General features: G+C 64.9%; 8 protein-coding genes. All 8 read right to left on the bottom strand.

The features are described from left to right. Positions 1-20: 20 nt before the first annotated feature. Complete coding sequence (locus B9Z03_RS22105; RefSeq protein WP_244561814.1) at positions 21-1,292, bottom strand: CmpA/NrtA family ABC transporter substrate-binding protein; 1,272 nt, start codon at positions 1,290-1,292, stop codon at positions 21-23. Between the two features lie 384 nt (positions 1,293-1,676). Then, entirely contained in the window at positions 1,677-2,915 is a 1,239-nt protein-coding gene (locus B9Z03_RS22100; protein ID WP_085466188.1) for a CmpA/NrtA family ABC transporter substrate-binding protein, read from the bottom strand. Positions 2,916-2,917: 2 nt separating this feature from the next. Beyond that, the gene (locus tag B9Z03_RS22095) at positions 2,918-3,517 is read right to left on the bottom strand and encodes an ANTAR domain-containing response regulator (protein ID WP_085466187.1); all 600 of its coding nucleotides are present in this window, start codon (positions 3,515-3,517) and stop codon (positions 2,918-2,920) included. A gap of 55 nt (positions 3,518-3,572) precedes the next feature. Further along, on the bottom strand, positions 3,573-5,378 hold the full coding sequence (locus B9Z03_RS22090) for an acetate/propionate family kinase (protein WP_085466186.1): 1,806 nt from the start codon (positions 5,376-5,378) through the stop codon (positions 3,573-3,575). Between the two features lie 80 nt (positions 5,379-5,458). After that, positions 5,459-7,840, bottom strand: a complete 2,382-nt coding sequence (locus B9Z03_RS22085) for a phosphoketolase family protein (protein ID WP_085466185.1) — start codon at positions 7,838-7,840, stop codon at positions 5,459-5,461. A 178-nt stretch (positions 7,841-8,018) separates the two neighbouring features. Next, on the bottom strand, positions 8,019-9,917 hold the full coding sequence (locus B9Z03_RS22080; protein ID WP_085466184.1) for a bifunctional sugar phosphate isomerase/epimerase/4-hydroxyphenylpyruvate dioxygenase family protein: 1,899 nt from the start codon (positions 9,915-9,917) through the stop codon (positions 8,019-8,021). A 138-nt stretch (positions 9,918-10,055) separates the two neighbouring features. Next, positions 10,056-10,994, bottom strand: coding sequence for a LysR family transcriptional regulator (locus tag B9Z03_RS22075; protein WP_085466183.1), 939 nt, complete (start codon positions 10,992-10,994; stop codon positions 10,056-10,058). Positions 10,995-11,229: 235 nt separating this feature from the next. Next, entirely contained in the window at positions 11,230-12,843 is a 1,614-nt protein-coding gene (locus tag B9Z03_RS22070) for an AMP-binding protein (RefSeq protein ID WP_085466182.1), read from the bottom strand. Positions 12,844-12,863: the final 20 nt, after the last annotated feature.

Here is a 12,863-nt window from a genome sequence, read left to right as displayed (position 1 = left end):
GAGCCGGCGGCTGTCGGACTTCAGGCCATTCGCTTGATCGAAAGGCTCTCCAGGTAGGCGCCGGGATTCTCCGGATCGAACACCTTGCCGTCGAAGAAGGTCTCCTTGCCGCGCGAGGTCGAGGTCGGAATGTCCGTGACGCCGAGTTCCCCGGCAGCCTCCCGCCACAGATCTTCGCGGTTGACCTTGTCGATGAGCGCCTTCGTGTCGGTGCTTTCCGGAAGGTAGCCCCAGCGAATGTCCTCGGTCAGGAACCAGAGATCGTGGCTGCGGAACGGATAGGAGGCGTGGTTCGCCCAGTAGTGCATGATGAACGGGCTGTTCTCGACCACCTTGCCGTTGCCGTAGTCGAAGGTTCCCTTCATCCGATCGACGACGTCCTTGAAGGGGGCGTTGATCCAGTTGCGCTTGGCGCAGATTTGAGCCAGCTCCTCCTTGTTGGCCATGTCCTCGCACCACTGCTGGGCTTCCATGACGGCCATCAGCAGCGCCTTGGTGGCGTTCGGATAGTTCTCGACGTAATCGGCGCGCAGCGCGAACGCCTTTTCGGGATGCTTGTCCCAGAGTTCGCCTGTCGTCAGGGCCGTGTAGCCGATCTGTTGGTTCTTGAGCTGTTCATTCCACGGCTCGCAGACGCAGAAGCAATCCATGGTGCCGACTTTCATGTTGGCGACCATCTGAGCCGGCGGAACGACAATCGTCGAGATGTCGCTGTTCGGGTCGATGCCGCCGGCGGCCAGCCAGTAGCGAATCCACAGGTCGTGCGTTCCGCCCGGGAAGGTCATCGCTGCCTTTACCTCCTTGCCGGAGGCCTTCTTGGCTTCCAGCGCGGCCTTGAACGGTGTGGCATCGACGCCCAGCTTGAGATCGGCATACTCCTGACCAACCGAAATGCACTGACCCGCGACGTTGAGGCGCGCGAGGATCATGACGGGGGTAGGCTGGTTGTTCTGCGTCATCGCGCCCGAGGTGATGAGGTAAGGCATCGGAGTCAGGATATGACCGCCGTCGATGCCGTTCCCGGCCGACCCAAGGACGATGTTGTCGCGCGTCGTTCCCCAGGAAGATTGCTTGAGCACCTCGACATCGGGCATCCCATGCTTCTCGAAGAAACCCTTTTCCTTGGCGACGAACAGGGGGCCGGCATCCGTGAGTGCGATATAGCCAAGTTTGGCTCCCGACACTTCGGGGCCGGCGGCGGCCGCATACGCGCCCGATGGAAGGAGCTGGCGCGCCGCGGCAAGCACGGCCGAAGTGGCAGCGGCCCGTTTGAGGAAGCTGCGGCGGTCCATGCGGAGATGAGATTTGGATGCTGGCCTGTCTATCATGTCGCACTCCGGTTTGAGACGGGTGGGAGACCCGTCGAATGACTTTGATTGAAACGAAAAAAGCTGCCGGCCAGAACCTCGCGTCCGTACATCCGGGAGCGCGAATCTCTGATCGGCAGCTTTGCCTGCGGGGCGCCCGTCCTTGGACGCCGATTTCGTGGCCTTTCGGCCTCGCAAAATAGGAAGCACGAAGCGTGCCAGTTTGGCTATTCGAGTGCTTGTGCTGGAATTTCAATGACTTGCGCGTGGTCGCACCGGAAGCGGGCGCCGAAGGACTGACTGCCTGATCGGCAATCAGTCATTTTGCGTTGCACAAATCGTGTGCAGTGCGCTCCGGTTCGGACGGTGTCAATCGGCCGCCTGCAGGCCGGATGCCTGCGCCTCGATATAGGCGTCAAGCATGTCGGGATCGAAGATACGCCCGTCGAAGAAGCCGTCCGGACCAAGCACGAGGCTGGCGCCGGCGGAGCCGACGGGCGTCGCTGAGGTCAGCGCGCCTTCCACCTTGGCGTTGGCGCCGGGGAGGGCGACGCCCAGCGGCTTCAGGGCGGCGCGGTATAGGTCGGGCCGGTAGCAGTCGCGTGCGATCGCAGCGTTGGCCGGTGTGTGCCTGACATCGCCCCAACGCACCATCTGTGTGTAGAACCACAATGCATGGCTCTTCCACGGAAAGTTCGCCGCCTTGTCGAAGGGAAGGAAGAAGTCGTCGACCCGCCGCAGCACGCCGTCGCCGACATCGAGACGACCCGTCAGTGCACGCGTCTGGATCTCGGCGGGCTGGCCGAGGAAGGCGGGCTGAGCCATCAGCGCCGTCAGTTCGCGGTGATTGGCGGGATTCTGGCACCAGCGCGCCGCGTGATGCAGCGCGCGCAGCAGGGCGGACAGGGCGTCCGGATGGTCGCGCGCCCAGGACTTGCGCACGCCGAGCACCTTTTCCGGGCTGGCGCGCCAGATGGACGCCTTCACCGTGGCGATATGGCCCTTGCCGGCGACGACCGAGACGCTGTTCCAGGGCTCGCCGACGCAGTAGCCGTCGATATGGCCGGCTGCCAGCGCGTCGGCCATGAAGGGCGGCGGTACGATGACGATCTCGACCTCGCGCGACGGATCGATGCCGCAGCCGGCGAGCCAGTAGCGCAGCTCGTAATTGTGACCCGAATGCGGGTGAGTGACCGCAAAGCGCAACGGCGCCTCGCCGGCTGCCGCGCGCGCGCGGATCAGGTCGCGCAGCGCCGTTCCGTTGCGGGTCGGGTCGAGGTCTGGATGCGCGTCATGCGCCGTCATACCGTCCCAGACGGCGTTGGAGACCGTGACGCAATTGCCTCCGAGTCCCAGCGAGAAAGGCACGATCGTGTCGGACGCCAGCGGCGTGAGGCCGAGATTGCAGGCGAGCGGCATCGGCCCCAGCATGTGCGCCACGTCGAAATGACCGATCGCAATGCGGTCGCGGATGTTGGCCCAGGAGGTTTCTCGCGACAGCTTCAGGTCGATGCCTTCCCGCGCGGCGAAGCCTATCTCGCGGGCGCTCACCAGCACGGCGCTGTCGAACAGCGGCATGAAACCGGCATTGATCTCGTAGTCCGCCATTCTTAGAGGCCTCCCGGCCCGAGCAGATCGGCCGCGGTGACAAGGCTCTGCGCCACGTCGGCCAGCTTGCGGTTCTGGTTCATCGCCGTCTTGCGCAGGAGCGTGTAGGCCTCCTCCTCGGAGAGCCCCCGCGACTTCATCAGTATTCCCTTCGCTCGATCGATCACCTTGCGGCCTTCGAGTTCGCCGCGCGCCTCTTCCAGCTCACGCGCCATGCGTGAAAAGGCATTGAAGCGGCTGATCGCCATCTGGAGGATCGGCTTGACGCGCTCCTTACGCAGCCCGTCGATGATGTAGGCGGAGACGCCGGCATCCACGGCGGCCTCGATGGAAGCCGTGTCGGAGCGGTCGACGAACATGGCGATCGGCCGCTTCACCATGCGCGAGAGCTGGAACATGTTCTCCAGCATGTCGCGGTTTGGGTTTTCGAGATCGATCACGATCACGTCCGGCTCGACCTCGGCGATCCGGCGCGCGATGCCGTTGACGTCGTGGACGATCGTCACATGAGCATAGCCCGCCTCGCGCAGGCCTTCCTCGATGATCGCCGCGCGGATGCGGTTCTCGTCGATGACCAGGATCTGGAGCGTGTCGGAACTCATGGCGGCATTCTGACCGGCGCAGCGATTTGTGCAATGCGGCAAACTGGAGGGCGGATCAACCGGCAGAGTGGCTACGGACCGTCGCGGCCTCCTGGAGGATCTCGCCTTCTTCTCCGTCGCCGACGCCTATTCCCGCGGCGTTGCCCTCGTCCGTGTCGATGTGCATCTCGGTGAAGGAGTTGGCACCGACCCGTATCAGCGTGCGCGCGAAGGTGAGGCCGCGATCCGCGTCGCCGATGCGCACGTCTACATATTCGCCGTCCTCCAGGCCAAGGCGAGCCGCATCTGTCGGATTGGTGTGGATGTGGCGCGCTGCGATGATCAGGCCGTCGGTGACCAGATTGCCCGCTGGGCCGGCGATGGTTACGACCGGCGTGCCGTCGAGCTTGCCGCTCTCTCGCACGGGTGCGTCGATGCCGAGCGCGAAGCTGTCGGTGCGTGATACTTCGATCTGCGTGCGCGGACGCACGGGGCCGAGGATCGCGACCCGTTCCAGCCGGCCCTTCGGTCCCGCGAGCGCGACGCGTTCGGCCGCCGCCCACTGGCCCGGTTGCCTCAGCGGCTTGGCCGGGGTGAGCTGGTAGCCGGGCCCGAACAGGGTCTCGACCGCGGAAGCCGACAGGTGGACGTGGCGGGCGGAGACAGCGACAGGAATCTCCTCGTTAACGGGCGCGGGCAGCGTCAGTGCCGCGGCCGTTTCGCGCGCGATCATCAACTGTTCGGCCGTCTCCGTGACGAAGACGCGCACGCGCGAGCCGTAGGCCTGTATCTGGGGTGCTGCGCGGTTGGCGAGGTGGACCGACTGGTTGCGGTCGTGGTCGAGCCTCAGCCCCATGAACTCCAGGCCGTCGCAGATGCGCCGCCGCATCGAGGGCGAGTTCTCTCCGATACCGCCTGTAAACACGACGGCGTCGATGCCGCCCATCGCCGCCGCGTAAGCGCCGACATATTTGCGCGCGCGGTAGGCAAAGATCTCGATGGCGAGCTGCGCGTCGAGGTCGCTTTTGGCGGCCCGATCCTCCAGGTCGCGCATGTCGGACGAGCCGGTGAGGCCTTTCAGCCCGCTGTCGTTGTTCAGCGCGGTCTCTATCTCCTGCGTCGACAGGCCGAACCGGCGGCCGAGGAAGCCGAAGGCCCCGGGGTCGACGTCACCGGAGCGGGTGCCCATGACAAGGCCTTCGAGCGGCGTCATGCCCATCGACGAGTCCATGCTCTTGCCGCGATTCACAGCGCAGACGCTGGCGCCGTTGCCGAGATGCACGCTGACGATCTGGAGGTCGGAAGCAGGGACGCCGATCTCCTGCGCGGCCCGCATGGCGACGTATTTGTGCGAGGTGCCATGGAAGCCGTAGCGCCGCAGCCCCGCGTCGCGCCATTCCTTCGGCACAGCATAGGTGGTCGCGAAGGGCGGGTTGGTGGCGTGGAAGGCGGTGTCGAAGACGGCAACCTGCGGCACGTCCGGCCACAGCCTGCGGCAGAGACGGATCGCGCCAAGATTGGCAGGGTTGTGCAGCGGGGCGAGCGGGGTGAGGGTATCGATCTCGGCGACGATCGCATCGTCGAGAACGATAGCGGCCGAAAAGCGCGCGCCGCCGTGCACGACACGATGGCCCACCGCGTCGAGCACCGTCAGGCCAAAGCGTTCGAGGACGGCGGGGATCGCTTCCACCGCCTGATCGATGCCGGCGATCGAGGCAGTGCCGCGCTCGTCCGTCTCGCCGTGCCGGAAGCGGAACTCGCACTTGCCGTCGCGAAAGCGCTCGTAGGAGCCCTTGAACAGCTCCTCCGCGTCCTCGTGCCCGGCGCGGAAGACGCTGAACTTCAGGCTCGAACTGCCGGCGTTGAAAACGAGGATGTTCATGAGGCTCCGCTTCGGGTCGAGGGATCGGCCATCCCGATGTCCTCGACACGGGGCGACGCGTCAAGCCCAGGCGCGTCAGCTCATTTCGACGCCCACTGCCAGTCGCGTATCTCGGGCATGTCCTCGCCGTTCTGGCGCACATAGGCGTGGTGCGCGGCAAGCTTGCGCTCGATCGCAGCGACGGCCGTCTCCGCGCGCCCGGCAAGGCCGGGGAGGCGGCGGATCGCGGCGAGCGCCAGATGGTAGCGGTCAAGCTCGTTCATCACCGCCATGTCGAAGGGCGTCGTCGTCGTTCCTTCCTCACGAAAGCCGTGGACGTGGAGATTGTGGTGGTTGGTCCGCCGGTAGGTGAGGCGATGGATGAGATAAGGATAGCCGTGATAGGCGAAGATCACCGGACGATCCCTGGTGAACAGCGCGTCGAATTTCGCGTCGGTGAAGCCGTGCGGGTGTTCCGTATGGGATTGTAGCGTCATCAGGTCGACGACGTTGACGACGCGGATCTTCAGCTCGGGCAGGGCGGTGCGCAGCAGGTCCACCGCGGCAAGCGTCTCCAGCGTCGGCACGTCGCCCGCGCAGGCCATCACGACGTCCGGTTCCTCACCGACGGGGCAGGTGCAGGCCCAGTCCCAGGCGCCGGCGCCGGCCCGGCAATGCGATTCCGCCTCGGCCGCTGTCAGCCATTGCGGCTGCGGCTGCTTGCCGGCGGTGATGACGTTGATGCGGTTCCAGGTGCGCAGGCAGTGATCGGTCACCCACAGAAGCGTATTGGCGTCGGGCGGGAAATAGAGCCGCACCGTGTCGGCTTTCTTGTTGGCGACGAAGTCGGCGAAGCCCGGGTCCTGGTGGCTGAAGCCGTTGTGGTCTTGCCGCCAGACATGCGAGGTGAGCAGGTAGTTGAGCGAGGCGATCGGCTTGCGCCAGGGCAGCTCCGCCGATGTCTTCAGCCATTTCGCGTGCTGGTTCACCATCGAATCGACGATGTGGATGAAGGCCTCGTAGCAGGAGAACAGGCCATGCCTGCCGGTGAGCAGATAGCCTTCCAGCCAGCCCTGGCACAGATGCTCCGACAGAACCTCCATCACGCGACCTTCCGGCGCGAGCTGCACGTCGTAAGGCTCGATGCGCTCCATCCAGACCCGGTTCGTGACCTCGAAAACGGCGTCCAGCCTGTTCGAGGCCGTCTCGTCCGGCCCCATCAGGCGGAAGTTCTTCGTTTCCGCGTTGAGACGGATCACCTCGCGTAGATAGGCGCCCATGTAGCGGGTCGTCTCGGCGGTCGGGCTGCCAGGCCGCGGCACGTCGATCGCGAGGCTCTTCCAGTCCGGCAGGACGAGGTCCTGCTTCAGGAGCCCGCCATTGGCGTGGGGCAGGGCGCCCATGCGCTTGTCGCCCTCGGGCGCGAGTGCAGCGATCTCCGGCAGCAACCGGCCGGCGCCGTCGAACAACTCGCCCGGTCGGTAGCTCAGCATCCACTCTTCCAAAACCCTGCGATGCGCCGCGTCGCCGCGCGCATTTGCGACGGGTACCTGGTGCGAGCGCCAGAAATCCTCGACCTTCTTGCCGTCGACCTCCTTCGGGCCGGTCCAGCCCTTGGGGCTGCGCAGCACGATCATCGGCCAGCGCGGCCGCTTCGCTTCCGCGCCCGGCCGGCGTGCCGCGCTCTGGATCTCCCTGATCCGGTCGAAGGCAGTGTCGAAGGTGGCCGCCATCGCTTCGTGCATGGGGAAGGGCTCGTAGCCCTCGACGAAGAACGGTTCGTAGCCGTAGCCGGAGAAGAGCTCGCGCAACTCCTCGTCGTCCATACGGGCGAGCAGCGTCGGGTTGGCGATCTTGTAGCCGTTCAGGTGCAGGATCGGCAGCACCGCGCCGTCTACCTTCGGGTTGAGAAACTTGTTCGAATGCCAGGCAGCCGCCAGAGGCCCGGTCTCGGCCTCGCCGTCGCCGACGACGCAGGCGACCACGAGATCGGGATTGTCGAAGGCTGCGCCATAGGCGTGAACGAGCGCGTAGCCGAGTTCACCGCCCTCATGGATCGAGCCGGGCGTTTCGGGCGCAACATGGCTCGGCACGCCGCCGGGGAACGAGAATTGCTTGAACAGCCGGCGCAACCCTTCCTCGTTCTGGCCGATGTCAGGATAGATCTCGCTGTAGGTGCCTTCGAGATAGGTATTCGCGACCATCGCCGGCCCGCCATGGCCCGGGCCGCAGACATAGAGCACGTCGAGGTCGCGTTCCTTGATGATGCGGTTGAGGTGGACGTAGATGAAGTTGAGGCCGGGCGTCGTGCCCCAGTGGCCGAGCAGTCGCGGCTTGACGTCCCAGGCGGCCAGCGGCTCGCGCAGCAGCGGATTGTCGAGCAGGTAAATCTGGCCGACTGAGACATAGTTCGCGGCCCGCCAGTAGCGGTCGATGAGCTCAAGTGTTGTCCTGTCCAGCGCCACCAGCGTCTCCCTGTGCATGCGACCCCTCTGCCGACGATAGGGCAGGAGGGGCCGACGGCAACCCTTCGCATCCGCGACCGGAGTCGTCCGGTCGCGTCCGTGAAAATCGCCGCTCATGCGTGACAGGGCAATGACGCAAATCAAACCCGGTCGTCCGGGGTCGCCGAATGCCAGTTATTTACCGCGTGCCGGCCGATCAGACCCTTGGCATGCCGGCAGGGCGGATATGGCGCTTCTGCGCGGCGATGCGGAAAGGAGCGTTGGGCGCGCCGTAGCCGCCATAGCCGCCACGCCGCTCGACGATCTCGAAGAAGAAGCCTTCGCCGATCGCCGGGCTATAGAGCTGGAAATACTCGCCCCCGGTCGCGTCGCGGTCGTAGAGGATGTTGGCCGCCTTGAGCCGGTCGGCGAAGTCGGGTTCGAGGCCGAAGCGGGCTTCGAGATCGTCGTAATAGTTGGGAGTTATCTCGAGCCGGGAGAAGCCGAGGACGTCTAGCCTTGCCGAGGAGGCGAAGATGTCGTTGGTGGCGAAGGCGAGATGCTGGACAGAAGAGCCGAAGCTCTCCGCGATGAAATGGCCGGCGAGCGTCCTGCGGTTCTCTGCGCCGTTGAGTGTGAGGCGCAGCGCACCGCCTTCCCCCTCGATCGCCTGGCTGCGGACCAGTCCAGCGGGATCGACCACGTCGACCATCGGCGCCTTCGCGGCACGGAAGATTGACGTGTAGAAGAGGATCCAGGTGAGCATCTCCTCGTAGTTCATCGTCTGCGCGACATGGTCGATCCGGGTCAGCCCGGCGTCGGCGACAGCCGTAGAGGCGACCGGTTCGAACTCGACGTCCCAGACGTTCGCCAGCGCACCGTCGATGAAGTAGATCACCCCGCCACCAACGCCGCGGATTGCCGGGATCGGCAGTTCGCCGGGACCGCGCTTCTGCTCGAAGGTCTCGGCGCCCAGCGCCCGTGCGCGGGCAACCGTCGCGGCCGCGTCCGAGACGCGCAGTCCGACCGCATAGGCATTCGTTCCGTGGATCAGGTAGGAAGAGTGCGCGAAGCCCTCGTGCTCGGTGTTGACGACGAGGTTGATGCCTGCGCCCGCCGGACCCTGCCGCCAGAGCGTCACGTCCTTCGTATGGTGCTTTGCGGCCGCGCTGAAGCCGATCGAAGCGAGTGAGCGGCCGAGTTCCGCGGCTTCCTGCTCGTTTGCCGCGAACTCGATGAACTCGACGCCTTCGACCGCGATACGGTCCGGCATGTCCGGAACCCTGATCTGGAGGGCGGGTTCGGCGCGGCGGACCTGATCCATGAGGTTGACCAGTGAGCGGCGGCCGTCGATCGAGATCGACTTAGGCGAGCCGCCGCGGAACTGGTCGTTGAAGATCTCGAGCGAGATCGGCCCGTCATAGCCGGTGGCGGCAACGGCGCGCATGAAGTCGACCACTGGCAGGTCGCCTTCGCCCGGCATGTTGCGGAAATGCCGGCTCCAGTAGAGCAGATCCATCTCGATCAGCGGTGCGTCAGCCAACTGGACGATGAAGATCCGATCGCCGGGAATCGAACGGATCGAGCCAACGTCGATCTTGCGCGCCAGCGTATGGAAGGAATCGAGGATGAGCCCGACATTGGGATGGTCGGCGCGGCGCACGATCTCCCACGCGTCACGATGGTCGCTGACATGCCGGCCCCAGGCGAGCGCTTCATAGCCGACACGCAGCCCGCGTTTTGCCGCGCGCTCGCCGAGTTCCCGGAAATCCGCCGCCGCCCGGTCGATGCCGCCGAGTGCGGCCTGCGAGACTGAGGAGCAGACGAGGATCAGATCTGTGCCGAGTTCCTGCATCAGGTCGAACTTGCGCTCGGCCCGGTCGAAGGCGCGACTGCGCTGTGGTTCGGGCAGGCCTTCGAAGTCGCGGAAAGGCTGGAACAGCGTGATCTCGAGCCCGTGATCGCGGACCATGCGTCCGACCTCCGCGGGCGATCCGTCGAAGGCGAGGAAATCGTTCTCGAAGATCTCGACGCCGTCGAATCCCGCCGCCGCGATCGCCGCGAGCTTCTCCCGCAGGTCGCCGCTGATGGATACCGTCGCGATGGATGTCTTCATGGCCGTCGCCCTCCCGTCGAGCCGTGCGTCCGCTCGGCATAAGGGCTGAGAACGTCCTCCATCGAAGCGGTATGGAATTCATAGCGCCCAACGATTCATGCTTCGCGTATCAATATCTGCAAGAAGCGTAACATGATGTTACGGTCGTCTTGCCGCCTTTCGAGCGTTTGGCACCGGCGCGGCAATGAGGCGGACCGAATTCATTTCCGCGCGGAGAAGCTCGATGAAGCGCTCGGCGAACGCGGACAGGGGCACGTCGCGGCGACGGGCAACGTAGGTCTGGAAAGCGCTTTTGGCGTCGATTTCGATGCTCCTCAGGCCAGGTACGCTGCCATGGGCGACGGTGAACTCGTCGATGATCGCGATGCCGAGGCCCGCGGCCACCAGCGAGCAGACGATGGTGCCGAAGCGCGCCTTGACGTTCGTGCGGTAGTGGACGCCGGCGTCGGCGAACATCGCGGCCATTATCGCGCCGTAAGGATCTTTCGGGTTGATGCCGATCAGCGGATGCTGCGCCATCTCCGCTGGCGTGATCCTGGACCGCCCTGCGAGCGCGCTGCCTTCCGGAACGATGCAGACGAGACGGCCGCTCGCAAGCGGCTCGAACTCGATCAGCGGATGGTCGAAGCGCGACGACATCGCCACCGCCTCACCGCGGCCGAGCAGCAGGTAGTCGATCGCCTCCTCGATCTTGAGAATGCCGATGTCGAGGCCGAGGTCGGGATAGCGTTTGCGCAACGTCGCGATCGCGCGCGGCAGCATCACATTGGCGATCGATGGCACCGAGGCGATGCGGAGCTCCTGGCTCTCGCCGCGGCCCAGGGCCTCGACGGCCGATTGCAGGTCCTCGATCTTGCGGTGGACGGTGTCGAGCAGGTCGAAGATGTCGCGCGCCTGCGGCGTCGGCACGTAGCGCCCGGCGCGGCGGTCGAACAGCCGGATCCCAAGACTGTCCTCGGAATACTTCATCAGCCGACTGATGCCGGGCGCGGCGACGTTGAGCAGGCGGGCAGCACCCGCGATGCTGCCGGTCACCATGATGGCGCGGATGACCTCGATCTGGCGAAGCGTGAGCATGGTTCACGCTGCCATCATTGCTGCGGCCGATGCAACCCGGTCGGCATCAGGTGCTGGCGTAGCGATGAACCCGTAGCTGGGAAGCAATTGCGAGATGGTTCGGCGAACTTCGAAGTGGCAGCGGCGGAGCATCGATCGATCGGCCGCGAAAGGAGGTCGCGAAGCTGAAGGTGGAGCGGGATATCCAGAAAAGGCCGTAGCCTTCTTCGCGAGGGAAGTTATACGAGGTTCGTGTTCATGGCGAAGGGTCTGCGAATCTTGCGTCGGCAGCCAGCGCCCAGTTCCTGAGCTCCATCTTCTGCACCTTGCCTACCGCGTTGAGCGGCAGGGTAGTCACGACGTGCAGCTTCTCCGGGAATTTTTGCCGGGCAAGACCAAGCGTAGTCAGATGCGCGATCATATCGGCGAAGCCGAACGTGTGACCGTCTTCAGCGATGACGAATGCCACCACCATCTCGCCACGCTCCTGGTCAGGCACTCCTACCACCGCCACCTGCCTGACCCCGACGTGCCGCAGCAGCGCATTCTCAATCTCCAGCGGGCTGATGTTCTCGCCCTTTCGGATGATAATTTCCTTCTTGCGCCCGGTAATCTCGATGAAGCGTCCCGCCACGAGTCGTCCGAGGTCGCCCATCCTGAAGAAGCCGTCCTCGGTGAACGCACCCTCCTCGTCGGAAGGGTTCAGATAGCCAAGGAACATCTGAGGTCCCCTGGCAAAAATCTCGCCTTGCTCCCCTTCAGCGACAGCAAGGCCCTCATCCGAGACGATCAGGATCTCGGAGGCAGCCTCGCCGTCCGTGTCGGCGCGAAGCCGGGCTTCCTCGCGGGTGCGGATGCCGGGGCAGGCCAAAGGCACCTCGGTCGAGCCGTATGCCCGCGAGACCACGGCATTGGGAAACCGCTCCAGTCCCTTGCGGACGAGCTCCGGCGGCACACTTGCGCCGCCACAGATGAAGCGCCTGAGACTTTCAAGCTGCCGGCCTGCACGCTCCGCCGCCGCGAGCAGTCCGGAGAGGAACGGCGTCGCACCAGCCATGAAGGTGATGCCGTTTTCGTCGATCAGGCTGACTGCCTCGTCGGGATTCCAGCTGTCGCTCAGGAGCGCGACGCAGTCGGTGATCCACGGAAACTCGAACGCATAGATCGACCCGCCGATATGGCCGATGGGCGAGGCGACGAAAAGAATATCGGCTGTTCCGATAGACCAGAATTCGGACGCCATGCGGATCGTCCCGTCAATCGTCGCATGGCTGTGTATCACACCTTTCGGGTGTCCAGTGCTTCCGGAGGTGAACAGCACGAACTTGATGTCGTCAGCCGCGGGAATGCAGACCTCGCCTGCCTCATGCCGGATGAGCTGCTTGAAGTCATCCGCCGAAGCGGGATCGCCGCGCACCGTCAGGACATGGGCCGGCCGATCGTCGAGGCGTGCGACGAGAGCGGGATAGTCAACTCCGCGGTGGAACGCAGGCACGAATATTGCCTCGACACCGCAGGCCGCAAGCATGATTGAGAGTTCTGCCTCGCGATAGAAGGTGAGAAGGGGCACGAGCCTCAATCCGAACAGCGACGCGGCCAGGTTGATCACGCTGGCTTCCCACCAATTGGGCAACTGGAAGGCGATGGCGGAGCCGGGGCGCAGGCCTCGCGCGTAGAGGGCGCCGCCGAGCCGCAGCGCGCTGTCCAACATCTGCGCTCGAGATATCCGGCAGGTCCCTTCCACCAGCACCAGACGTTCGGGATCCTGACGCGTCTTTTCGATGGCGATTTGACCGAGGGGGCGAGCGGAAGAGGGCGCCAGCCGCCTATTTTTGCCGATCTCCTGATGTCTTTTATCGAGTAGGTTCATTCTTGCAGTTCCGGATGCAT

The organism is Mesorhizobium australicum, assembly GCF_900177325.1.
Lineage (GTDB): Bacteria > Pseudomonadota > Alphaproteobacteria > Rhizobiales > Rhizobiaceae > Mesorhizobium_A > Mesorhizobium_A australicum_A.
The sequence above is the reverse complement of the archived record's forward strand: the minus strand, read 5'-3'. Positions and strand labels throughout refer to the sequence as shown.